This window comes from Paenimyroides baculatum, from assembly GCF_008629655.1.
In the GTDB taxonomy this organism is placed as follows: Bacteria; Bacteroidota; Bacteroidia; order Flavobacteriales; family Flavobacteriaceae; genus Flavobacterium; species Flavobacterium baculatum.
The window spans coordinates 1-24,230 of record NZ_VWSG01000022.1; the positions used below are offsets into that span (position 1 = coordinate 1).

Sequence of the window (24,230 nt, forward strand, 5' to 3'; positions counted from 1 at the left end):
AACATTCAGGCAAAACCCCCAGAGAGCACAGAGCATCAGCAGATATGTTTAAAAAGAATTCTGAAGAGGTTCTTTATTGATTAATTTAGTTTCCATTTTTTGACGAAATGTTTGTAAAAGATACCTTAAGCTTATGGGAGAAGGATTAAAAAAAAAATGTGAAAAATATTCCGTACAATATCTTATCTGTAAATTTGCCAAGGACGCATTTGAACAATAATACATACTTAAATTTAACATTACATTTTATAAGTATGACACCGGCCCTACTTATTAAGATGACACTTAACTGTTTTAAAAGACAGCTGTAAAAATATAACATGATACAATGGTACAAACTTGTCAATTTTTTAGAAAATAAAATTGAAAGAATAATTAAAGCAGACAGCAACCCAAAACAAACAATGACAGAATTTGAAGTGTAACGATATAGAATACAAATATATAGAACCTGACAAATCTTTATGTGACTTTGTGGAGAGTTTTTGGATGTTGCATAACCCTAACTGTACCGACAAGCAAGTTGTAATTTTACCTGACGGAAGAATTGATGTGTTTTTTTCACAATCTGCAACTGAACCTTTTCATATTACACTTTTAGGAATAGGAACAAATTACGAACAATCTATTATTAAAGCACAAACAACAACCTTTGCCATAAGTTTTAAACCAGTTGCAGCAGAGTACCTATTGAAACAAAATATTTCAGACTTGTTGACCAAAGGAAAGAATTTGCCTGATAACTTTTGGGGCTTTAGCCCTTTAGACCTTTTAGATTTTGAATTATTCTGCAAAAAGGCAACGCAACACATAAAATCACTTTTACCAAATGACATAGACAGCAGAAAACAAAAACTTTTTGAACTAATCTATAACTCAAACGGAGCAATGACTGTTGCCGAGCTATCTGAAAAGGTGTTTTGGAGCAGCCGACAAATCAATCGCTACTTTAACCAGCATTTTGGACTTACCTTAAAGGCCTACTGCAACATTCTCCGCTTTAGATCCTCGTTTCAACACATTAAAGATGGCAATCTTTTTCCAGAACAAAATTTTGCTGATCAAGCTCACTTTATAAAAGAAGTAAAGAAGCTGGCTGGTGTAAATCCTAAGCAATTGAACAAAAACCAAAACGACCGATTTATACAATTTTCTACCTTACCCAAAAAGTAATTTTGTGCCGTACTATAAAAATTTACGGTAATGAATATAAAAAATAGGAAAATAGCCATTATAGGTGGCGGTCCGGGCGGCTTAACCTTGGCAAAACTTTTACAACAAGAGGGTTGTACCGTTAAAGTTTATGAACGTGACATAAACAAAGATGCGAGAGTGCAAGGTGCAAATCTTGACTTACATGAAGAATCGGGTTTAGCGGCACTCAAAAAAGCAAATCTATTAGATGCGTTTTACAAAAACTACTTGCCAGATGCAGGAAAGCTGCGAGTTATGGACAACAATGGGAAAATATATTTGGACGACCATTGTGATGAGCACATTGCAGAACACAGACCAGAAATTGACCGTGGACCTTTACGGAAAATTTTATTGGAATCGTTGCAACCAGATACTGTTATCTGGGGCAGCCAATTCGATTCAATGGAAAAAGAAAATAATGGTTGGAAACTGCTTTTCAAAAACGGAAAACGGTTTTATGCTGACATTGTAATTGGAGCGGATGGAGCAAACTCTAAAATAAGACCTTATTTAAGCGATATAAAACCAATTTATTCAGGTATTACCATTATTGAAGGGAATATTTATGATGGAGAGAAAAGCACACCCAATATTTTCAGTTTACTAAAAGGCGGGAAAATATTTGCCTTTGGAAATGAGCAATCAATTATATTAAGTACAAAAGGTGATGGAAGCATTGCATTTTACACAGGCGAAAAAGTAGACGCCAACTGGGTAAAAGAAAGTGGAGTCAACTTTGACAATTTGAATGATGTTAAAAGATGGTTTGAGACCAGTTTTTCAACCTGGAATACAATTTATCACGAACTATTCACAACAGACAAGATTAAGATTGTACCAAGACCGCTTTATCATTTTTCAGGTGACCAACATTGGGTAACTCAAAATAACCTTACAATTATTGGCGATGCCGCCCACCGAATGCCACCATACGCAGGCGAAGGTGTTAATATGGCTATGCTTGATGCTTTGGAATTAAGCGAAGAGCTACTTAAAGAACAAAATATAAAATCGGCATTTGAAAACTACGAAACTAAAATGCTTGAAAGAGTAAAAGAAGTTACAGCAATTACGATGGAAAATACGGTTAAACTTCACGAGCCAGATGGATTGCAATATATCGTAAATATGTTTAACAGTTTTAACCAAAACAATCTATAAAACCGTTAGTGTCTTGTCCTAGTATAGGTTTACGTAAAGAAACGTAAACCTATATTGTTTTGAAGATATTATCCAATCATTTTTCCTTATCGTGTTGGGATTTAACCAAAATAATTTCCTTTTGAGCTTTAAGGGAATTTTTTACTGCTTCATTTCTTTAACCTCTAGAGAATCTGCAGGATTTAGATCATTGTTCTTTTCATTACATGCGCTTATCATGAAAATGGATAAACAAACAGTTATATATTTCATATTTCTTTTACACTTTAATTAATTCCGCTTTTAGCTTCTTTTAATATCTTTTCGGCTTTCATCCTTATGAACTTAGGTAATAATTTAAAATTATCATCCATTTCCTCACGGTATTTATCTTCAGGTTGAAATGAAATCCATCCGGTAATTTTTGATTTCAAAAAAGTTTTATTATTCTTTTTAGTGTATACGATAACCTTCAGTGGTTTTGCATCTAATCTATCAGATTCCTCAAAATAAGTAAGATAAAATTCTGGAAATCCGTCATTATCGGCATCTCCAATTTCACAATAATTAATAAGGTATCGAGGTTGGGCTAATCCTTTTGCAAAATCATTAAAAGTAATTACCGGGATTATTCCACCATGATCTTCAAGGTAAATTCCTGCATGCAGATCTTTTGGACTATCGTCTAAAAACGCTGTGTTTTTTGCTGTACTTTCGTTTAAATACCAAATATAGCTGCCATGTTTAGGCACAAATGTTTTTACAATCATTATAGGATTACCTTTTAAAGGATTACCCAAATCTTCAATAATATCAACAAATTTTCTGTCATTAGAAAAGTACACACCCGTTTCTATTTGGGCATTTACGGACAAACTAGCTATACTAAGAATTAGTACGAGTATATTTTTAAAATTCATTTATCGTTATGTTAATCAGTTATATTTTTATTAAACAAGCATGGAAAATTCATATAATTTATCTCTTAATATATTTCAGCAAAAACCTACAAAATTCTGAATTTGCGCTATTTTGTGTGTTGCTTTATTTCTTGTTTGTTTTTTTTAAGGTTTATTAATTGTTTAGAATGTAGTTCCTATTTCAAAGCCAATTCCATTTCGTATTGTTTAATATAAATATCCATTCCCATGCCATTAAAAAATTTCATTGTTTCTTTTGAAGTACTGTCAACATTGATGACAGAAATTTCTTTTCCATAATTTGTCGAAATATGTTTTAAAAGTTGCTGACCAACACGTTTTGTTCTGTAATTTTTATCAACTGAAAGTTGTTGAATTCTTTTTGTTATTGGATTAAAAATCGTGTAACCCAATAATTTTTCCTCGCCATAAACTCCGATAGAAATGTTGGAGTTTTTTAGCTTTTCGACCGCTGTAACTGAATTTTGCCACGATGGTTTTATGTCCCAAAAGGAATGCATTTTTTTCCAATCATACGCTTCCAATTCAAGAATTTCAAAATTATTGTTGGTACTTATTATATTTAATGAGCCTTTATAACAATCCAATTCTCTAATAATTTTGAAGCCTATATTCTTGTAAGTTTTGATTGCCGGCTCATTTGTAGTGATCACTTCCAATAACAACTTGTCAATATCATTTTCTTGCAAAATCGGCAAAACGTATTCGTACAATTTTGCAGTTAATTTATTTCCTCTTTTGGCTGGAATTACTCCTGTTCCTGCATTGTAAACAATTTTCAAGTTCTCAATAGTGTCATATCCGTGAAGTATGAAGGCAATTAACTCATCATCCTCAAATGCTCCTACTGAAAATTCTAATTTAATTCCATTACTTTGTATCTTTTCTTCGAGTTGCTCTTTAGTTAAGCAAAATGGAACAACGTAATCTGAAAATGATAAATTGAAAACTTCTAAAAGTTTCTCAGTTGTAACGTTCTGTAATGTTTTTAGGATAGTCATAAAATTAAAAATAATTGCATTAAAAAGTTAAAAGACCTCCTATAGATAATCTAAAACGAGGGTAAATATTATGGTTGTTGAATTTTTTGTCTAGAAGAAATTTTAAAGTCAACTGATTATAAAATTAGAGTTTTGCTTTGTCAACTTGGCTTCCATCCAACGGTTCATTAATATTGATATATGTATCTGCAATACTTGCGTCGCCTGAAAAATAAAAATTGAGCTTTGGGATAGTAGAAATTGAATAACAACTCTTCATTTATTATAAAAGTTCAATCAAAGAAATACAGTTGAATTTTACACTTCAAATCGCGATCTTTGCAAACTGCTGTTAGCTATTACTTAGTACTCTATTCAATATTGCTATTTGTCCGTTATGCCAAGATTGATGTTTAAATAAAGTTGTTAATGCTTCGTACTTAGTTTTTGCACTTGGATTTGGGATTTCAGTTGCACTATTTAATTCTTCAATTTTAACTTTACTTATTTCAAGAAAAATTAATTCAAATATGAATTCATATAATTTCAACAGCTCTTCATTTTTCGGCTTTTCATTTAAAAACAAATTTGGCGCTGAATTAGGTCCATAAAATTTTATGAAATTTTGCATATTAATTCTTTCTCTTACTTTTTCGTTTGCTCCTGAAATAGAAGCTATTCCGTGTAAGTAGTTTGCCAGAATCAGATGCCCAATTTGCCAGTTCATATTCGTTTCAAGAATATTCGGAGAAATATTCCACTTTTCTAATTCAATAGTTCTGATAAAACTATCTGTCTTTTCTTTTACAGAAATTATTTGGTCTTTAATTATTTCAATTGTATTCATTCTTTGTGTTTAAGGTTTGTTTTTCTAAACTGATAACGGTTCGGTTTTTTTTATGATGGTGGAAATTGAAAGATAATAATTCTATTTTGGAGAAAAGTTCAATTGAAAAAGAACAGTGGAATTTTGCACTTTAGCCACCGTATTTCCAAACCAATTTGGCGATAATTTAAATTTTTTTCATTTTTTTTAGAGTGTTAATTCTAATACTTCACCGGGTAAACCATCGAAATCTTTGAATTCTTTTGATACAAATCCGTTGTTGATTAAAATTTTTCTTGAAGGTAGATTTTTCGGGTCGATTATAGCAAATAATCTGTTTATTTCTTCTTGGCTTTTCGCTATTTCTATTAATTTTTTTCCTACTTTACTGGCAATTCCTTTTCCCCAAAATTTCGGCAATATCATATATCCAATTTCGGCTTCTTGGTCGTCTTTTGCCTTAATTTCAATTTTAGCTAAACCGATAAATTCTTTGCTAGCACTGTCAAGTATTTTGAAGTTTCCAAAGTTCTCACTGAGCTTGTTGTTTTGGATTTGTTTATCAAATTCGGCTTTTGCTTCGTCTGTTTCAAGTGCTCTTTCTGTAATCATTTCCATTACTTTCTCATCATTAACTAATTTCAAGTAATGAGTAAAGTCGTTTTCGGTAAATTTTTCAAGTTTGATATTGATTTCCACTTTATCGTCTGTAGATTTTATTTAGATACGTTGTTTAAATATGTCAGCTAAAGTTTCGGAGCTTTGCGATGGTGGAAATTGAAGTCGAAACTTTCAAGTAAAATGTAAATTTCTACCGAAACAAAAAGACTTTCCGTTTGTTATTGCCAAACCCCTATTTGTAGTTTTTATTCTTCAATTTTCCTCTTATAAAAAAATGTAATCAGTATTTATAGGTTCTATTCCGTTTTCTTGGTATTGTTTATTTAAGAATTCAATATATTTTCTTGCTTCTTCTATTTTTGTTATCGGGTTATTTCCTAAATAAGAATGAACACCGGGATTACTGTCTAATTCAAATATTCGATTTTCATCACTTGGTATAACTTCTCTTAAGTAGAATCTTTCGGTTTCAATCTCTATATTCATTTTTTTGACGATTTTCTGTTGTTTTACTCAAAGTTTTTCTTTTCGGTTAGTGTCGATAGAAAATGGCGCACAACACACAAATATCCACAATTTCTCAAAACATACAAAGTATATCTACCAACTACTTATGTTTTTTTACACTTGCAGATATTCAAAATACGAAGCCAGAATTTAATTACCATTTTTAACATCTTTTAAATTCGCAATTATGATTTTCTGTTTCAATTTGAACGTTAGGATGGTGGATGTTGTATTTCTGCATCAGATAGATTATGTTGTTTATGATATCAGGTTCAGATTTTACGACTAAATCCGTTGTAACTGCGTATACAGAACCTACATTGTAACTCCCATCCAAACTCCAAATTTGTATATCATGGATATTGGTTACACCTTCAATCTGGTTGAGTTCTTCTGTTACCGAAAATTTTGTACTCCGTTTTTTGCCCGATATTTTTTCTAAAAGTATGGCAACACCGATTGCTACGGGAAGTTGGGTAAATATACTACTAAAAGAATTCTAAGTGATTATAGAGAACGAAGACGTTCAAGATTTATAGTATATATCCCCATTTATTAGGATACCAATTATAAATTACGTAATTTTGATGACTTCTTCATGAACTTTGTTCTGCGGACGAGTTTTTAAAGGTTTACCAATATCTACATTTGAACTTTAGCAAACATCAAAATTTAGATTTTTAATAATTTATTATCGGCAATCGAGTATAATTCTTGTATGTAAGTTATCATTTAATTAGAAATTAATAAGAACACTTATTAAGTAGAATTTCATATGTTTTAAGATTATTAAAAGAAAATATCCGATTTAAAGCAAATGATCAACATGAAGTTTAAATTAAACTATTAATGAAAAGTAAGATTATGACAAACAGAAAAAAATTAAACGACCAATTTTTAGCCTTATTACTACTTGTTGTTGGAGGTATTTCTATATTAATTTATGCCAACAGCTTTTTAATCAATTAAAGAATTTCTTAAAATATATATGTGTCTTTGCATTTATTGAAATCAATTTAAGACACTAAAGTGAAATTGCCTTCGTTTTTATTTAAATAAGGTGGTACAGATTAAACCTGTACCACCTTTTATTTATATATTGAATTTCGCAGGCTTTTACTTAGTATAAAATTACATCAAGTGTCCAAAAATATCACTCCATCTTTTTATCGTATTTCTACTGATGCTGTAATGCCTTGCTAATTGAGAATTATTTAATTTTTGATCCCTTTTAAATCGTAATATTCTTAAAATGGTTTGTTTGTCATAGGCCCTATATCTGTGCTCCAAAGTAATCTGTTGTGACTTTTTTTCTCCAAATAACTTGTTATTTATACTCACTACTTCAAAAACTGAAAGATCCCTGTTTAAACGTGCTTTAAATTCCTCACTTCTTTCGGGAAATTTAAACGCGATGATATCTGTAAATATCTTGCCATAATCCGGTCCTAAATGTCGATTTTTTGGTGCTTTCTCAGCCATCTGTGTAAAGTTGTTTTAGGTATCCTGTATTCTTTGATGACTTCAGCCGCGCTTTTCTCTCCTGAACCAATTATTTCAATTATAAACTCTATTATTTCAGGTGTATACAAACTTTTTTTAAAGCTTGGAAGAGAAGATTTTAATTTACCATTGACGCTCTTTGGATTATTGTTGCCTGCAGAGGTGTAAAGTGTTAAATGGTGCGAGTATATTCGAAAAAAATCATACTCTAATAATTTACAGCATTTCAAAAGCATAACCGAATCCAAGCTTTTAGCGGAATATAGTAATTCAAGTTCGAGTTCATCAATTTGTAAAAAATCAACAATACGTTCAGATGCCATCTCTAATTCTGTTACGCGATCTTTGATAAGTTTTCCGATATATATTTCTTTATAATTAAATTGCATTTATTTATTATTTTACAATAAGTTTTGATTCATTTCTATTCCACATCTGTTTTAAGATGGTAACAGGACATCCTTATAGTCTTAAAAAATCATCTGTGCTTGGTCACATTCATATATTCCATACCAGTAATTTTATACGGAACAATCATTTGAACTTTTACTTTACAATTATATCTTAAAAAAATGTTACTCTATTACTATTTTAGTTACAATAGTTTTTCTCCGAAGGTTTTTTAATCACAGATATATGTATATCTATTTATAAGTTTTTTAATAAGAAGGATGTAGTAGGTGAAAATCTAAAATCACCAATATTTACGGAAAGAATGATTTTATCAAAGATAGTGTTTTTTATTTATAAAAAAAGGTAATATACTATAAATCAGTTTTATAAATAAATAAACTTTGATTATAACTAATAAGAAAAGATATTAGCTAAATAAATTTCTTTAAATATAAAGAAAAAGGTCTCCGAATAAATTAAACATCTCACCTTTCAATTCTTTTGAGTAAAAACCCGTTATCGGAGACCTGTAGATTATCAATGTTAGGTTTTTTATATTAAAAGGCGAGAATGTAAATTTAGTGATAAATAAATTTATATAGATCGTAAAAAAACAACTTATGAGAATAATACATCTGTATTATTTTAGATGTAAACTGATGCTATTAAAAAAGGCAGCAACATAATGATATGTGCCGCCTTTATATATACCGTATCTAAAACCTGTAAACCATAGCGTTTATATTCATTCCTGCACCAACCGAAGCAAAAAGTACAATATCTCCAACACTTATTTCATGATTTTCCAACTCATTGTCTAATATCATACTAAGTAAAGTAGGAATTGTTGCCACGCTGCTGTTCCCTAACTTACCTATGACCATCGGCATAATTTCTGACGGCATTTCTTTGCTATAAAGTGCGTAGAATCGTTTCACGATTTCTTCGTCCATTTTTTCATTTGCCTGATGGATGATTATCTTGCTCAGCTTGTCGATAGAGCAGCCCGAATCATCGTAGCACTTCTTCATTGCTGCCGGTACATTTACGATAGCGAATTCGTAAATTCTACGACCGTTCATCTTGAGGTATCTGGTTTCGCCAGATGATTGCTTATTGTATGATTTTCCAAAAAAAAGATAATCCATTTCCTTATGCGTATGAGATGCGGACAAATGTGATAAAATACCCTCCCCACTGCTACAAGCCTCAATTACTACAGCTCCTGCCCCATCGGCGTATATCATACTGTCTCTATCGTGAATGTCTACAACCCTTGAAAGCGTTTCTGCGCCTATTACCAGACATCTGGACGCGATTCCCGATTTAATAAAAGAGTTAGCCTGAATGACCCCTTCGATCCATCCCGGACAACCGAAAAGAAGATCGTACGCCACGCAGAAATTATTTTTAATTCCGAGTGCATGTTTGACACGTGCTGCCAAGCTGGGCACGGTATCACCCTGTACGGTACCAAACGGTACATCACCGAAATTATGCGCGAATATGATATAATCAAGTGTTTCGGGATTGATACCACTTTTTTCAATTGCCTTTTGAGCTGCAATAAATCCGATGTCTGACGTTACAGTATTCTGATCGACATAACGTCTTTCCTCGATTCCCGTTATCTGATGCAGTTTGTAGGAAATGGTGTGATTGTCTTCTTTTAATATCTGCCCATTTTTATCCATGAAATCATGGTTTTCGAAAAATGAGTTTCTTACTGCGTCTGAGGGGATATAGTTACCCGCTCCGATGATTTTACTTGTCATTTCGTTAATGTTTAAATATTATTAGAACGTTTGAAAAAATAGATCATTCCTGCCTGCAAATTTATAAATTCAAGGTTTATAACAAGAAGTCCGTTATAAGTTTTTAAGGAAAATATGATAAAAGATAAATAATTTAGACTTACAAGGGTCAGTCTTTCTATAAAAAGTAGAAAAAGCATATAAAAACGGGGGTATACAATTACTTGTATGCCCCCTATTTTTTTAACAAACAGATTGTTGTTATTTTCTTTTAACGTTTACCGCCATAAGACCTTTTTGTCCGCGTTCGATGTCAAACGTTACTTCGTCGTTTTCACGTACGTCTTCCATTAATCCTGAATTGTGTACAAATACATCTTCGTTACCATTTGTTTGCGAAATAAAACCAAATCCTTTAGTTTCATTGAAAAATTTAACTGTGCCTTCTTGCATCTCGTTGTTTATTTAAATTAATTATTCTGTTATTTTTACTTAACCTGCCTGATATCCTGTTGGTGGCAGTATTAAGTTATTCTATTTGTTATTTCTGTGTATAGCCAAGTTCTGTATATACCTTCATGATAGGCAGTATAATTTTAATTCTTTAAAATTGAAATTATATGTACCGCACTACAAGTTTCATACTGTTGTTGGTTTGCAAATTCCTTATATGAGCGCACTGCTACGGTCTGCATTTTTTTTAAATCCTGTAAAGCTTCTTTAATCGGCTTAATGGATAACCGGAAATGTGCAATGATTTTACTGTTGATATTTTACCTGTGGGAAAACTATAAATCTTGTATGTGCTTTCTTAAAGACACATTTCAGATTTGCCAATGAAATCTTTTTAAAAATAAAAGTGGCAACTGAGGAAAGTCAAGACTGAGAGAGAAAAATTGATGGTTAAACTTTTTCAGAAGAGGCAAAAACAAAAGCCTGTTAATAAATTCTTTACAAAGATATAAGAATATTTTAATATTTATACTTTTTTAATTAAAATTATTAAATATTTATTTTCAAAAACTATATTTTTTGATTTTCTTATAACAATATCACTCACACACTCTGATATCACAAGCAATTCTACGTGCTTTTTTAATAAGTAACAACTATATAGTTTTAACGATATCGAGCATTAAATAAAATAGGACGCTTCAAAACGCGTAATTCCATTTAATAATGGGTATCTTTACAAATATGACCGATTTAATTAAATACACACTGCTTTTTGCAGGCACCGCTGTTGGAGTTATTGTACTTGCAATAACTGTACAAGAGTTTATAGGATTTTACTACACTGCGAAAGCGAACACTCGCAAAAAATAAATTTTTAAAAGCAGTCTAAAGCTAAAAGCTATCATATATACCTCAATTGTTTTATGTAGCGACGCTACAAAATTTCTGGCTAAGCTATTTTCAATAACCTTTTCTTTGAGGAGATTTTGTTTTCTTAAAATTACACATAACAAAAAACACCATTTTTCAGGTGCTTTATTTAAGTTTCGATTAAAGAACTTCGGGACTTAACTGTTCTGTAAGTACGTTGTCGTACACACTTTTTACGTTTCTGTTCAAGAAATGTATCATTGCTATGATTAAAAGCGGTGCTAAAACCGCAATTACTACAAGAATAAATCTGTCTGTTTTGCCTATATGCATGCTAAACATATCTTACCTTAAAGGGATTGAATGCACTAACCCACTCTATATTACTCTCTCGATCGTTAGAGTCGTACCATTGGCTGGTAACGATATCAAAATAAGACAAAACGGTTAAATACATATTATTTAATTTTCTGTTTACCATGTACAGACCCGATTCCTGTGGACGGCATTCGGGATAAGTAAGCCATCTTACTACTTTCATAATTTTATTATTTAAAGATTTAAAAAACTTTTTAAGTAGTTTCTATTGCATTTTATAAGTTATACAAGGTAGTGATAATAAACCGCTTTAGATGGAAAAACACCAAATGATTAAAAATAAAAACACCTACCCAACCGGGCAGGTGAAATTTAAATAAAACAAAGATGTTTTTAAAGGTACACTATTAAATCTGGATAATACCCTTTTTTAAAGTTTATAAATAAAGCTGACAGTTGTCTGCTTTTAATCAATTATTGATAATCCTTACTGCGGTAATGGTACGTAATAAAAAATGAGGGCTTTTATAGAATCGTAAAAAAAATATTACATCTCTAAACTTTTAAAACAAGTAATTAAAAGAAATAAAATCTACAGGTAAAAACCTAAAATCTTTATAGTACCCTATTGAAATTCTGGATAAAAAAACAGAACATTCTACTATATAAGAAAAGAAAGTAAGTTTGAATTAACCAATAGATAAATCGTGATCTTGTATAGCCCGCCTACAACCTTTTACTGTTTTTTGATGATATAGTCGTCTTTCGCTTCCGTGCCAAAATGAAATTGAAATACTTCGCCAAAACCTACAGGAATTTTAAATGCATTCTCCAGTGGGTACTGTAATAAATAAGTCCAAAGGCTACGTATTACCCCGCCGTGGGTTACGATTAGTACTTTCCGGTAAGATTTATGCCTGAGTTCGTTAATAAACGACGAACTTCGGTTATATAGGTCGAGGAAGCTCTCACCTTGAGGTGTGGAAGTATTTACGAAATCATCGTACCAGGGTTGGATAATTTCAGTTGGAATATCACTCCACAGCTTAGATTCCCATTCGCCAAAATGCATCTCTTTCAGTCTGTCATCAAAGAAAACTTCCCCTTGGAATTTTCTCGCCAGTTGTGCACACCTTGATGAGGGGCTGCTAAAAACTTTATCAAAATCGTGAGGCAACTGTTTAGTTAAATATTTAGCTTCCTTTACAAAACTACTCGCAACATGAACATCAGTTTGCCCGTAGCAGATTCCCTGAGCCAAATTTACGGTGGTATGGCGGATTATATATACTTCCATAATACAACAAATCCTAAATAAACCAACACTTCCGTTACTTGTTGTACCGTACCTAGGCAGTCACCGGTGTAACCCCCTATGTGTTTTTTGAAATACCAGCCAAGGTATACTTTTCCCAGATAGGCAAAAGGCAGTACTAAAAAGACCAGCAGTTTTTGGAAGTAGAAATACGGTAACAGAGTAACTGCCATTCCCATAAACAGCGTTTTTACAGATAATGCCTTATTTGCCATGGGTTTTGATTTGCTGAGATCAGTATCTGCTACATACTGGTGCGTATGGATCATTAATCCCGACAGGTATCTGCTGGTACTGTGTGCAATTATCAGAATAACCAGAAAGCCGGTTAAAGAAGTTTCAGCCAGATGTTTCATGACCACATATTTTAATAAAAACAGTAACACGATGCCTATGGCGCCGTATGCACCCACGCGACTGTCCTTCATAATGGTGAGTATCCTTTCTTTTCCATAACCGCCGCCAAAACTGTCACAGACATCGATAAAACCGTCTTCATGAAATCCTCCGGTAAGCAATACGCCTGTGATCATCATAAGGATCAGGGCAATATCAATAGGCAGTACAAGATGTATGAGGAAGAAGACCAATGCATTGAACAATCCGACCACTATCCCTATCATCGGATAATATTTTTGCGAGTTGTTCATGATATCCGAAGAATATTGCAGCTTACTGGAGACAGGTATGCGCGTAAAAAACATCAGCGCAGTCAGGAAATAAGTGAGTTCTTTTTTAATCATATCAATTTATCTATTAGAAACCCCGGCTGTTTCAAAGCTCGCCATTTCATTCAAAAAGTTTACAGAAGCCTGTATTATGGGGTATGCCAGCGCACATCCAGAACCTTCTCCTAGTCGCAGGTTTAAATCTAGAATAGCTTTTTGGTTAAGCGAGTCCAGAAAATGACGATGGGCGCTTTCATTGGAAACGTGGCAGAAGATGGAGCGGTGTGCAATTGCAGGCTCAACTGCATGAACCAAAGCATACGCAGCTGTTGCAATGAATCCATCAACCATTATCAGCATATTGTTTTGGTGTGCCTGCAACATGGCACCGCACATCTGCGCTACTTCGAATCCGCCAAAAGTCTGCAGGATTTCCCAAGGATCTTTTATGGAGCCGTGGAAATCGATAACCTGCTTTAATATGTGTGTTTTATGCTGTAACTGTTCATCATCCACTCCGGTACCCCGGCCTATACATTCTTCAACTGGTTTGCTTAATAATGAGGCCATTATTAGTGACGCGGAAGAGGTATTTCCTATACCCATTTCCCCGAAACCGATGATGTTGCAGCCTTTATTAAAAATATGGTCTACGATCCGGGCACTTTCGGACAGACAAAAACGCAACTGTTCTGCTGTGATTGCTTTTCCGTAAAGTGCGCTTTGAGTTCCACAGCCTGCCTTGGCTTTAATGAGTGACGGATGGTCGGCAAAATCAAAATTCACCCCTGCGTCGACCACATGGATGGCTACACCGTTCTGTTTGCAAAATACATTTATAGCAGCTCCGCCAGCCAGAAAATTCATGACCATTTGATGAGTCACTTCCGGTGGATAAGCGCTTACTCCATTTTTTGCCAAACCATGGTCTGCCGCAAAAACGATCTGAGTAGGACTTTCTAATCTGGGAGTCAGCGTCTGCTGAACCAGTGCAATTTTTAATGCTAATGTTTCCAGATACCCCAATGCACCAACAGGTTTGGTCTTGAGATCTATTTTTTGTCGTATTTGTTCTTCTAAAGTCATATTTTGATTATGAGAGCGCGGCAGAGCGTACGTATGTACAAGATACACCACAGTTCAGGTTATTCAAGGTTTTGTTATTTTTAATCTCTTTGTTATATCGGTTATTACGCCAAATACTATCTCTTAAACACTTACAATACCAACTTTTTAATCATTTCAAATTCTTCCCGAAATGAATTACTCACGCAAAAATCTTTTCCATCAATTGAAAGCCCACTTGTTGTGTAAGAATCAATTTTTTGAAAATTCACGATTTGAGACCTATTAATTTGCACAAATAAACTTTTTGGTAAATACGTTTTTAATCGTTTTAAGGTAATTAAAGGAACGACTGGTTTACGTTCGTTTTCAAGAAAAATCTTTACATAATCACCTAAACTTTCCAGATACAAAACCTTTTGCGGAATTATTTTTACTTGCTCTGCTTCTATTTTAATAAAAAACGGCTCGATTTTATCTTCCGTTAATCTTCGGAGCAGTAAGCCGTTTTTTACTTTTTCTACAACGTTATTAAAATCATCAAAACTAAAAGGTTTCAATAAAAAGCCAACGGATTTGATTTGATATTCTTTAATCGCATATTGCGAATAAGCCGTCACAAAAACGATTTCGGGTTTATTAATGAATTGATTTATTATTTTAGAGAACTCCAAGCCGCTCAAATCGGGCATTTCAATATCTAAAAATATACAGTCCACCGTATTTTCAGCCAAATATTTAAGTGCTTTTGAAACAGATTGAAATGACTGAACCAAGTCAAGGTGATCTACTTTCCCAACTGCCTTTTGAATCATTTCCAATGCTAACGGCTCATCGTCTACAGCGATGCATTTTATTTTCATTTTAATTTAATTTTTAGCGAAATAAAATATTTTCCTTCTATGATGGATTGTTCCAATTTATAGCCGTCATTATAAAGTATATCTAATCTTTTTATGGTATTTTCAATCCCGATTCCATTTGATTTTTCCCGATTTTCAAACCACGGATTTTCTGTTTCTAAAATAAATACCCCTTCTGTTATTACAGTTGAAATTCTGATGAAACAATCTTCTTGCGAAGTAACACCGTGTTTAAAGCAGTTTTCAATAAATGTCAGCAAAATCATCGGTGCAATTTTAGCTTCATAATGGTTCTCGGAAATATGATATTCCAAAGTTACGTTTGAAGGCAAGCGATGTAACATTAAATCCAAATAATGCTGAATGAAAACCAATTCATTTTGCAAAGAAACAAACTCCTCATTGTCTTCATTCATTGCATAGCGCATCATTTTAGAAAGCTTTAACAGTGAGTCTTGCGATTTTTCGACATCCTTGTGCGTCAAAGCATAAATAGTATTCAACGTATTGAAGAAAAAATGGGGATTGATTTGCGCTTTCAAGTTACCCAGTTCTGCTTTTGCTTTCAATTCCTGCACCGCTAATTTTTTACGTTCTTCAGTGTTCCACTTCCGAATCAAAAAATTAGTAAAACCGGTCATTAGAACAATTGCCGTCACAAAAAAAACATAATAATTAGCATAAGATTTATGCTCCGAAGCAACATAAAATTTTTCAGGATACAGACTTCTGTAAACTTCTTGTTGTAAATTCAGGAATGTTTCTACAAAATTCATCAAACTCACCACTAAAAAACACATTCCCAAAAACAAAAGGACATAAAAGAAATTGATTGATTTGTTTACCGTTTTCGGTATGACTATTTGAATATTAAAATAATAAATACCAAACAAAACCATAAATAAATCCAAATGGTAAATATGATAAACTAAAGGAAGTTTTGCAGGATAAAGCATAGGAATGAACAAAAACAAAACAATAGCCAAAATCGACCATCCCATTATATCCAGTCCAATATTTCGATTAGAAAATGCTTTCATACCCTTTTTAATGTGCTTTTACTTGCAAAGGAAATCATTATTCACCAACCATAAAATGAACTCATCGAGAAAAACTTCAAGTTCAACGATTATTTTTCAACAACAAAAAAAATAATAGGAATTTTGATCCATAAATAAAATAATCAGAAAATGAATTTCACAGTTACCATTATGACAATTGTTTTGATAATCACACTATTTTCGCCATTCGGTGTATATTACGGTGTAAAATTAGCCAAAAACAAAAATTACAAGTCACACCAAAAAATACAAAATATAATCTTCTTTGTCTGTGTTGTCGGAGTTTTGTCATTAGAAGGACTTATCACTTCTGCCGGTGGCTCTGGAAGTTTAACATCTCAAAGCGTATACTATAAAACTATTTTTTTTAGATATACTTTATTTTCACACATTATTGTTGCTGTTTTATCTTATCTAATTTGGACTTTTTTAATTGTGGTTTCTAATATCTATTATCAAAAGAAACTTCCTGGAAGATTCTCTAACTTTCACAAAAAAACCGGTTACATTATTTTTGGCGGACTTATATACACTGCTGTAACTGCATTGATGGTGTATTTAATGAGTTTGCATTTAGTTTAAAATACAACAACCGATAGCATGCAATGTGTAAAAAAATAAACTATTCCAATCTGCTCTTTCCAAATATACATGCTGGCAGATTATTTGGTTTATTCATGAGTTAAAATATGGTTTTATCGTTTTGCAGAAAATCTTCTTGTTAAAGATAAAGAAAAATTGATTTTTAAATATTTGCAAACCGAGCAAATAATTTATTAAATCTCACATTTCCAAAAGCTTTAAGCAAAACATATTAAGTTTATGATTTAATATGTAATGAATTTTTAAAATGACCTTTAAATAAGGTTACCGAAACACAAATAAACTTTAGTTCCTAACAGTAAAACCTTAATAATATCACGGATTACTGCTATCAAATATAAATTCATTAAAAAATAAGAAAAAACTATAAGTAGTCTTTTTAAAGTTATAACATAATATCTCTATAAGAAACTAGTACTGAATGTGATTTTTTACAATTTTTGCTGGCGCCTTTTCATTATTTAATATGTATACACAAAACCCACTTATTTTAAAATTGAAAGAATACGGAATGCTCAGTCACGAAGTGGAAAAAGAAATTGAGTTTAGAACGAAAAAAATTCTAAAAAAGAAAGACGATTATTTTTCAAAAGAAGATCAAATTCTTACAAGCTATTTTGTATTTAGTGAAGGTGTCTTCAGAGCATACATATATCGAAAAAATAAAGAAATAAATGTTTGGTTTGGGCAAGAAAATCAGTTTTTTGGAACTGCTATGCTATACGCTAACCGACCTTCACCTGAAAAAATTCAGTTTTTGGAAGATTCGGAAATATATGCTATTTCAACAGATGATTTAGATAATCTCTATAAACTTTATCCGGAACTAAACCTAATCGGTATAAAAATTGCCGAAGAACTCTGCGTTATTCTAGAAGATAGAATTACTTCTTTACATACAGAAAACGCACCCGAGCGTTATCAATCGTTTATCAAAGAGCATCCCAACTTAATCAATCGAATTAATTTAGGTCACATTGCATCTTATGTAGGTGTTACGCAAGAAACTTTGAGAAGGATCAGAAAAGGTTAAACTATTTTGCTATACATCAAAATAAATACCCTTCAGCATACATAATTAAATCTATATTGCTACAAATTCCATCATGCTTTCGTTCTTATTTACGCTTTTTGGATTTTTATTGTGGGAAATAATTCGCATGGGACTTTATCCATTTGACATTATGATAACTTTTGCGGAATTCATATGTTCAACCATTTTGATTTTTTTAGAGAAAATATAAAATTTATATAAAGTAATTGTAAATAATCTGTTTATTTAGTAAGATACCTTTAAAGTGAAAATAAATATTCGTACATACTATAAAAAAACAAAATCCTAATTATAACGGTTTCGGCAGGTATTTAATCGTAGTTGAAGAACCCATAGAAAAAGGTAAGACTTATACCATAGTGAACATAATAGCCAATTGCCACTATGACTGGACAGAGCTTAGCAGTAGTATCAAGCAATAATTCCGGGGTAATATTGACAAAAAACCGGAAAAAGCAGATTTGAAAATTTGTTGCAGTGATGTTGGGGAGTAATGAATCTGCTGACAGGTAAAATACATACAATAACAAATATTTTTGCACATTAATGCCCTATCATAACCGTAAAGCGAGCGATGTTAGTGATGATTTTTACTTTATAACAATGGAAACAGGGTTTTTACTAAATTTGGTACCTGATGAAGTATAAAAATTAAAATAACCGAATGATGAAAAAAATTAGAGAAATGAAAGGCGAAGATGTTCAACTATTGGCTGATATATGGCTGAGAGTATCTTTAAAAGCTCACAAGTTTATTCCTGAGGAATATTGGATTGAAAACAAATATTTAATGGCTGAAAAATACCTTCCTGTTTCAGAAGTATATGTCGTAGAGGAAACGGATACCATTTTGGGTTTTATTGCGTTGATTGGCAATCATATTGCATCAATTTTTGTAGACAACGAAGAACAAGAAAAGGGAATTGGAAGTTTGCTTTTAAATTACGCTAAAGAATTACGAACTGATCTGACTTTAAGCGTTTATCAGAAAAATGAGAAAAGCGTAAACTTTTACAAATCAAAAAAATTTATAATCTTATATGAAACGATTGACGAACCAACCGGAGAGAAAGAGTTTACAATGCAATGGAAGAAACAATAAATTAAAAAAAATTCCAGTAAAGTCTTGAAAAATTCTACAGGTTTAAATTTAAATTCTGTACAGTACGGTGTTACTTTGCTATTAATAATGTCAAAAAAAAAGTACTTTAAAAAGATGCTTATTATTTAAACATATTTTCATGAAATGTCAATAAAGGGATTCGTTTGTGATAAGATAATTTTTCAGCGATACTGCTTTCAAAAACACGCTGAAAAAGTGACTTGTTTCTGGTAACACAGCTTAACATATCAATAGAATGCTGGTCGATAAAATCAAAAATACCCTTTACTATATTGTCTTGCTTTTTTTCGACGAAAAAAACAGGGTCATGTTTAAACTGCTCTTTCCAACGTATAATTTCTTCGTGAGTTTTAACTTCCTTTCCCTTATTCACGTGAAAGCAGTAAATATCAGCATTAGCCGCTTGAATATAAGGAATCATTTTTCGCAAAACCAAGGCATCTTCTTCATCATAAACAGTTGTGAACCCAACGGCGTCAATTTCTTCAAATTTACACATGTGCGGGATACTCAATACAGGGATATCGACATTTTTTATAACTCCAGCTGTTTTGGAACCTAGGATTTTATTTTCAAAACCAGAATTACCTGTTGTGCCCATCACGATTAACTTGATCGCTTCTTTTGAAACAAGATCAAGAATGCTTTGTACCAATTCACCTTCTTCCATAAAAAACTTTAAAGGCACCTGACCAAAATCATTTTCTATAGCAAGCTGGAGCATTCTATTTATTTCCTCTTTAAACAAATCTGACGGATCTCCTAACTCTGCATTCTCAGAAATCTTTGGAACATTACTTTTTGATGAATAAGAATGTAAAACAAACAGTTCTCCGCTGTAATTTTTACAAATTTGCATTGCGTAGACAAAAGCATTGTCTGCTGTTGCAGAATAGTCGGTAGGAAACAGTATTTTTATCATTTCAATTATATTTAATGAGTTAATTAAAGTTACGGAATTTAATGATACATAATGTAGTAGGAATGCATTATGTTTTGAAGGAGAATTTGTCTTTAATTCACAGGATATTTAAGCTGAAGGATAACAGTATATTACTGATATTTATACTATTTTTACTTAACATAAGTACATTAGACACAAACCTACCGAACATACTTAACCTTGGAATGAAGAAAAGCGTAAATACAGAAAAAATCTTTCAACATTTTGAAAAGTACATACACTTAAGCGACACTTTAAAAACGGAACTCGCTGATAGAATTACGCTTATATCTTTTAAAAAAGGTGCTCTTGTGCACAATGCTGATACTATATGCAGAAAAAGTTATTTTATTCAAAAAGGCCTGATGCGCACTTATTTTATTAAAGATGGTAAAGAAATTACCGAGTATTTCTCTGCTGAAAATGAATGGGTAAACTCACCAAAAAGCTTTATGCAACAGGAATTGGACATTTATTACATTGATACAGTTGAACAAGCAGAATGTTTCTGTCTACATGTAAATGACCTTGTATTTCTTTTTGAACATTTTCCTGAAATGGAGCGGTACGCAAGACTGTCAATGGGAACTGTATTTGGACATTTTATGGAAAGAATAACCTCTATGAGGTTTACAACCGCAAAAGAAAAATATTTACATTTTTGCAAAACCTACCACGATATTTATCACCGGATTCCATTAGGTATGGTATCTTCCTATTTAGGTATTGCACAAGAAACCTTAAGCCGAATTAGAGCTGATAAGTGATTATTTGATCTAGATCAAAAGCGGCGTGCGAAACATATCTGATATTTGTACTTTAATCTAAAAGAAAAAAAAGATGATAAATTTCAGTAGATACCTTTTTACTTTATTAGTACTGCTTTTTTCAGTTAGCAGTTTGGCTCAAATCACCTTGCAGACACAAAACGTTGAAAGTGTTCTATATGTTGGTAAAGGCAAAAGCCAGCCACTAATTGTGGGTCTTGGAGGCGCTGAAGGAGGTAATGCCTGGAACAGCGATTATTGGAAAAAGACAAGGGATCACTTTATTGAAACAGGATATGCATTTTTAGCAATAGGCTACTTTGGTGCTGCGGACACACCTGATGCATTGGATAAAATAGCCATTGATGATATTTATGATGCAATACAAACAGCAACAAAAAACGTATATGTAGACAAAAACAAAATCGCGATAATAGGAGGTTCCAGAGGTGCTGATTTAGGATTGCTTATAGGAAGCTATTATCATGATATAAAATGTGTAGTGAGCATAGTGGGAAGTAATGTTGTTTTTCCCGGACATACCGATCACTTCTCCACCTCCTGCTGGACCTACCAAGATAAAGAACTGCCCTTTGTGCCTATAAATGATGAAGCCGTTCATTTTTTGATGAAACAAGATTTAAGGTCAACTTTCAGCACAATGTTGAAAGACAGCCTTTCAGTTGAAAAAGCATCCATAAAAGTAGAACAAATTAATGGAGCCGTTTTGTTTATATCTGCATCAAAAGATGAAATATGTCCATCGACACACATGGCCGACATGATGGTTGAAAGATTAAAAAAAAATAAGTATAAATTCCCTTATGAGCATAGAGTTATTGAAGGAGATCATGCAGAACCACTAAAACATTTTTACCTTGTTTTTAATTTTTTAGAAACAAATTTTGCAGCAAAATAAATATTAAAACCTACAAGCGTGTAACTTTCTTTTTCTGTGATACCTTGGGCTGATATTTTATAGTAATTGTGTAACTTCCTAAATAAATTTTAAGCTATGCAAGCAATACCATTCTTTAATTTTTAAGTATTAATATTGTGAAGTAAAATTTTTTTCATAATCCATCTAAACTACCAGCAGAAAAAGGTTAATAAATCTTAACATTCAGTTTAAGCCAATAATAGAAAAAGAAAAACACGTTTTTTTGGCTTTTAAATACCGGAAGGCTCTCCTATTTATATTCCGTATATTCCAACCGAAGCATCATGGGCTCAGCCGTTTCAATATCTTTCCATCTGGTTTCTATCGTTTTTGGTAAACCATCATCATTGTACTCATAAATCCACTGGGTACCGCTTCCAATAAAAGTTGTCATATTATTACAGGATATATTTTTTTCGAACAATGCTTCGTCTCCAAAATAAGGTAAAGGTTCTATCTGGAAGACGGTTCCCAAACCAAAGTCCGGTTTCTTTTTGTCATCGTAGCGGAAATCTCGGAAAATTTCACGGTATGCTGTTGCTGTATTTCCAAGATCACCGTCGTCTTCCATAAGTATTGTGGTATGTAACGCATTAACTGTATTGTTATAGTCAACAGAATACCATTCAAGACCTGCCTGATCAACCATTGCCTTTAATTTGCCGTTTGAATAGTATGCGTAATTTTTAAAACCAATAAGTTTTCCGTACTGATACGTTTCATCACGAATAATTTTACCGTCAGTGTTATAAATCAAAACTATATTATGGTTGAACTGCGGGTACTTATAATCTATGTACTTAATGTTTTTAGCTTTTCCGTTCTCATACTCGATCTCATAATCAGAACTGGGGTTATTCGCATCATCTTTAGTTTCTCTCTTAAGAAGCCGGTTGCTATCGTTATAGGTATATACTGCGCGTAAATTATTGTTATAATCGAAAATTCTGCTTACCAGAAACTTCTTTTGGGAATTATTACCGTGATCAGGTGAATTACTTTCGTCGTCTTTACTACAACCAGCAATAATACCAACAGCAATGAACAGGAATAGAATTTTTTTCATGGGACAAATAATTTAATTTTAACAGCATAAAGTTAAATATTTTAACAATATAATGTTTTAAATAATTAATTATTTTTAGTATCAGTAAATAAAAATAAAAAGATTATGTAAAAAAACAGTACAAACCATTATTTACTAATGTAACCATTCATTTAATACAAAATGCTTGATTAACTTAATTATGGATGGCTTTACAAACCATTCTATACTTTCTAAAAAAATAAGTATGTGGTTGAAGTAGAACTTACCTTTTGGCGAGAGGACAGCTGTATTCGGAGGCGTATGGACATTCATAATTACTTTTTCTCGTTCATCTAAATATGTGTTTTTTGCAACTAAACAATTTACCCCCTATCCTTTTACTTTTAAACCTGATACTTTCTTGGATTTTGAATCAAAGTTTATAAAATAATTTTTTTTAATGCTTTAGAGATTAGCTTTAGTTTTAACCAAGTGTTATTTAGTTTACTGAATGTTAAAACAAAAAGTTTTATCTTAATAAAAGAAAAGTAATTTTTATTAAAAAAAATGAATAAGTTAAATGTTGACAAATTGTTTCTTAAAAAAAAACAGAAATACTTAAATATTTAAAAATTAATTATTTACATTTGAAATCATAAGTGTTTTTTTGGTTATTAAAGAGGTTGCTAGTATTATACTACAACCTCTTTTTTTTAAAAGACCCTGCTATAATTCTCTTACAAACAATAAATAGCTTGGTTGAATGATTACTATCTATAGATTTTCAAAAAACCAAAGCGCTAAATAACCACTTTAGGCTGCAGAAAACCGTTTAGCTTTTCACAATATAGAATGTCTAACTATATAAAAAAAAAAGCAACTTTTTAGTTCTATCATTCATCTTATCAAATTCTATTGGAGCGTTATTTTAAAAAAAACTGTCCGTTTTAGTTATGAAAATTACTAAATATAAATAGCAAGGAATTTTAAATATTAATTAAAAAAAATTAGTTAAAAGTTGGCTAATTAAAGGCTTTACATCACTTAAATTCAGTAACTTCATACAGTAAGCAGCTTGTTAAGATTTTAAAACATAACTAAAAATATAATGCATGTATATATATTATCTCAACAGTTGAAATCTGATGGTTTCAATATAAATACTCTTCAAAAAATAATAGAACGAAACAATGGGAACAGATCGTTTAATACTTTACAGTATTACTGCATTTATATTGTTTTTAAACATGCGGTAATATGTGTAGAAGGAACAGATTACGAAGTGGAAGGTCCTA

27 protein-coding genes are annotated in these 24,230 nt (G+C 32.1%); 9 read left to right on the forward strand and 18 right to left on the reverse strand.

Features of this window, described 5'->3' with window-relative positions:
- The first annotated feature begins 414 nt into the window (after window positions 1-414).
- Window positions 415-1,173 (forward strand): helix-turn-helix domain-containing protein, encoded by a 759-nt coding sequence (locus F0460_RS15825; RefSeq protein ID WP_150015039.1) that lies wholly within the window; start codon window positions 415-417, stop codon window positions 1,171-1,173.
- Window positions 1,174-1,203: 30 nt separating this feature from the next.
- Window positions 1,204-2,358, forward strand: a complete 1,155-nt coding sequence (locus tag F0460_RS15830; protein WP_150015041.1) for an FAD-dependent oxidoreductase — start codon at window positions 1,204-1,206, stop codon at window positions 2,356-2,358.
- Between the two features lie 266 nt (window positions 2,359-2,624).
- On the opposite strand, the gene F0460_RS15835 is transcribed toward F0460_RS15830, so the two are convergent.
- The 9 genes from F0460_RS15835 to F0460_RS15875 form a co-directional block, all read right to left on the reverse strand.
- On the reverse strand, window positions 2,625-3,257 hold the full coding sequence (locus F0460_RS15835) for a hypothetical protein (protein ID WP_150015043.1): 633 nt from the start codon (window positions 3,255-3,257) through the stop codon (window positions 2,625-2,627).
- A 176-nt stretch (window positions 3,258-3,433) separates the two neighbouring features.
- Window positions 3,434-4,279, reverse strand: a complete 846-nt coding sequence (locus F0460_RS15840; RefSeq protein ID WP_150015045.1) for a GNAT family N-acetyltransferase — start codon at window positions 4,277-4,279, stop codon at window positions 3,434-3,436.
- Between the two features lie 331 nt (window positions 4,280-4,610).
- A complete protein-coding gene (locus F0460_RS15845; protein ID WP_150015047.1) occupies window positions 4,611-5,105 on the reverse strand; it encodes a DinB family protein in 495 nt (164 codons plus the stop codon).
- 186 nt (window positions 5,106-5,291) lie between these two features.
- Window positions 5,292-5,783 carry a GNAT family N-acetyltransferase gene (locus F0460_RS15850; protein WP_223810844.1) on the reverse strand — a complete coding sequence of 164 codons (492 nt, stop codon included), beginning with the start codon at window positions 5,781-5,783 and terminating at the stop codon, window positions 5,292-5,294.
- 186 nt (window positions 5,784-5,969) lie between these two features.
- Window positions 5,970-6,191, reverse strand: coding sequence for a GNAT family N-acetyltransferase (locus tag F0460_RS15855; RefSeq protein WP_150015049.1), 222 nt, complete (start codon window positions 6,189-6,191; stop codon window positions 5,970-5,972).
- 1,152 nt (window positions 6,192-7,343) lie between these two features.
- Window positions 7,344-7,694: a helix-turn-helix domain-containing protein gene (locus F0460_RS15860; protein WP_150015051.1), complete on the reverse strand. Its 351-nt coding sequence runs from the start codon at window positions 7,692-7,694 to the stop codon at window positions 7,344-7,346.
- A complete protein-coding gene (locus tag F0460_RS15865; protein ID WP_150015053.1) occupies window positions 7,661-8,104 on the reverse strand; it encodes a transposase in 444 nt (147 codons plus the stop codon). The genes F0460_RS15860 and F0460_RS15865 overlap by 34 nt, the downstream gene beginning before the upstream one ends.
- A gap of 720 nt (window positions 8,105-8,824) precedes the next feature.
- Complete coding sequence (locus tag F0460_RS15870) at window positions 8,825-9,883, reverse strand: 3-oxoacyl-ACP synthase III family protein (protein ID WP_150015055.1); 1,059 nt, start codon at window positions 9,881-9,883, stop codon at window positions 8,825-8,827.
- Window positions 9,884-10,123: 240 nt separating this feature from the next.
- Window positions 10,124-10,315, reverse strand: coding sequence for a cold-shock protein (locus F0460_RS15875; RefSeq protein ID WP_150015057.1), 192 nt, complete (start codon window positions 10,313-10,315; stop codon window positions 10,124-10,126).
- Between the two features lie 744 nt (window positions 10,316-11,059).
- Between F0460_RS15875 and F0460_RS16375 the strand changes: the two genes are divergently transcribed.
- Entirely contained in the window at window positions 11,060-11,188 is a 129-nt protein-coding gene (locus F0460_RS16375) for a hypothetical protein (RefSeq protein ID WP_262714205.1), read from the forward strand.
- 180 nt (window positions 11,189-11,368) lie between these two features.
- Here the strand turns inward: F0460_RS16375 and F0460_RS16270 are convergent, their stop codons facing one another.
- The 7 genes from F0460_RS16270 to F0460_RS15905 form a co-directional block, all read right to left on the reverse strand.
- Window positions 11,369-11,521, reverse strand: a complete 153-nt coding sequence (locus F0460_RS16270; protein WP_190304180.1) for a hypothetical protein — start codon at window positions 11,519-11,521, stop codon at window positions 11,369-11,371.
- Between the two features lies 1 nt (window position 11,522).
- Window positions 11,523-11,729 (reverse strand): hypothetical protein, encoded by a 207-nt coding sequence (locus F0460_RS15880; protein ID WP_150010908.1) that lies wholly within the window; start codon window positions 11,727-11,729, stop codon window positions 11,523-11,525.
- A 513-nt stretch (window positions 11,730-12,242) separates the two neighbouring features.
- Window positions 12,243-12,803, reverse strand: coding sequence for an alpha-ribazole phosphatase (gene cobC, locus F0460_RS15885; protein WP_150015059.1), 561 nt, complete (start codon window positions 12,801-12,803; stop codon window positions 12,243-12,245).
- Complete coding sequence (locus tag F0460_RS15890; protein ID WP_150015061.1) at window positions 12,788-13,564, reverse strand: adenosylcobinamide-GDP ribazoletransferase; 777 nt, start codon at window positions 13,562-13,564, stop codon at window positions 12,788-12,790. The genes cobC and F0460_RS15890 overlap by 16 nt, the downstream gene beginning before the upstream one ends.
- A gap of 6 nt (window positions 13,565-13,570) precedes the next feature.
- Complete coding sequence (cobT, locus tag F0460_RS15895) at window positions 13,571-14,575, reverse strand: nicotinate-nucleotide--dimethylbenzimidazole phosphoribosyltransferase (protein WP_150015063.1); 1,005 nt, start codon at window positions 14,573-14,575, stop codon at window positions 13,571-13,573.
- Window positions 14,576-14,706: 131 nt separating this feature from the next.
- Complete coding sequence (locus F0460_RS15900; protein WP_150015065.1) at window positions 14,707-15,417, reverse strand: LytR/AlgR family response regulator transcription factor; 711 nt, start codon at window positions 15,415-15,417, stop codon at window positions 14,707-14,709.
- Window positions 15,414-16,457 (reverse strand): sensor histidine kinase, encoded by a 1,044-nt coding sequence (locus F0460_RS15905; protein ID WP_150015067.1) that lies wholly within the window; start codon window positions 16,455-16,457, stop codon window positions 15,414-15,416. The genes F0460_RS15900 and F0460_RS15905 overlap by 4 nt, the downstream gene beginning before the upstream one ends.
- A gap of 150 nt (window positions 16,458-16,607) precedes the next feature.
- Here F0460_RS15905 and F0460_RS15910 point away from each other — a divergent pair, with 150 nt between their 5' ends.
- The 3 genes from F0460_RS15910 to F0460_RS15920 all read left to right on the forward strand — a co-directional run bounded on the left by F0460_RS15910 (window position 16,608) and on the right by F0460_RS15920 (window position 19,237).
- Window positions 16,608-17,060 (forward strand): DUF420 domain-containing protein, encoded by a 453-nt coding sequence (locus F0460_RS15910; RefSeq protein WP_150015069.1) that lies wholly within the window; start codon window positions 16,608-16,610, stop codon window positions 17,058-17,060.
- A 517-nt stretch (window positions 17,061-17,577) separates the two neighbouring features.
- Entirely contained in the window at window positions 17,578-18,114 is a 537-nt protein-coding gene (locus F0460_RS15915; protein WP_190304181.1) for a Crp/Fnr family transcriptional regulator, read from the forward strand.
- A gap of 688 nt (window positions 18,115-18,802) precedes the next feature.
- Window positions 18,803-19,237, forward strand: a complete 435-nt coding sequence (locus F0460_RS15920; RefSeq protein WP_150015073.1) for a GNAT family N-acetyltransferase — start codon at window positions 18,803-18,805, stop codon at window positions 19,235-19,237.
- 121 nt (window positions 19,238-19,358) lie between these two features.
- Here F0460_RS15920 and F0460_RS15925 read toward each other — a convergent pair whose 3' ends face one another.
- Window positions 19,359-20,180, reverse strand: a complete 822-nt coding sequence (locus F0460_RS15925) for a universal stress protein (RefSeq protein ID WP_150015075.1) — start codon at window positions 20,178-20,180, stop codon at window positions 19,359-19,361.
- A 206-nt stretch (window positions 20,181-20,386) separates the two neighbouring features.
- Here F0460_RS15925 and F0460_RS15930 point away from each other — a divergent pair, with 206 nt between their 5' ends.
- Window positions 20,387-20,968 (forward strand): Crp/Fnr family transcriptional regulator, encoded by a 582-nt coding sequence (locus F0460_RS15930; protein ID WP_150015078.1) that lies wholly within the window; start codon window positions 20,387-20,389, stop codon window positions 20,966-20,968.
- A gap of 73 nt (window positions 20,969-21,041) precedes the next feature.
- A complete protein-coding gene (locus F0460_RS15935; RefSeq protein ID WP_150015080.1) occupies window positions 21,042-21,887 on the forward strand; it encodes an acyl-CoA thioester hydrolase/BAAT C-terminal domain-containing protein in 846 nt (281 codons plus the stop codon).
- A 271-nt stretch (window positions 21,888-22,158) separates the two neighbouring features.
- On the opposite strand, the gene F0460_RS15940 is transcribed toward F0460_RS15935, so the two are convergent.
- A complete protein-coding gene (locus F0460_RS15940) occupies window positions 22,159-22,974 on the reverse strand; it encodes a toxin-antitoxin system YwqK family antitoxin (RefSeq protein ID WP_150015082.1) in 816 nt (271 codons plus the stop codon).
- A gap of 1,069 nt (window positions 22,975-24,043) precedes the next feature.
- Between F0460_RS15940 and F0460_RS16345 the strand changes: the two genes are divergently transcribed.
- A partial coding sequence (locus F0460_RS16345; RefSeq protein WP_223810845.1) for a hypothetical protein occupies window positions 24,044-24,230 on the forward strand: 187 nt, incomplete at its 3' end.